The 390-nt window shown below is 66.4% G+C and carries 1 protein-coding gene; it reads left to right on the top strand.

The genetic code is table 11. The annotated features are described in order from the left end of the window. Window positions 1-390 (top strand): aldo/keto reductase (locus HK439_RS26570; protein ID WP_419247607.1); only part of this gene is annotated, 390 nt, incomplete at both ends.

The raw sequence follows: 390 nt of genomic DNA, 5'->3' as shown, positions 1-390 counted from the left end.
CAGGGAGCGCGGCAGCATCCTGCCCACGCGCGGCGTGCTCAGCGATCGGGCATTGCCCCGCAATCCCCCGTCGGGCGCACGTTACCGGCCGGCGTTCCGATTCGGCATGGGCGGAACACAGATGGGAAACATCTTTGCCGCCATCAGCGATGCGCAGGCCCAGGCGGTATTGCAGGCCGCGTGGGATGCGGGCGTGCGGCATTTCGATACTTCGCCTTTCTACGGTTACGGGCTCAGCGAATACCGGCTGGGGCACTTCCTGCGGGACAAGAACCCGGACGACTATGTCGTGTCCACCAAGGTGGGGCGTGTTCTGGAAGCTCGGCGCGGTGCGCTGCCCAACCCCGCGCTGTGGATGCAGCCCGCACCGATGGGGTACCGCTACGACTT

Origin of the sequence: Roseibium aggregatum, from assembly GCF_014692675.1 — a bacterium.
Lineage (GTDB): Bacteria > Pseudomonadota > Alphaproteobacteria > Rhizobiales > Stappiaceae > Roseibium > Roseibium aggregatum_C.
Note: the sequence above shows the minus strand (reverse complement) of the source record. Positions and strands in the feature narration are given on the sequence as shown.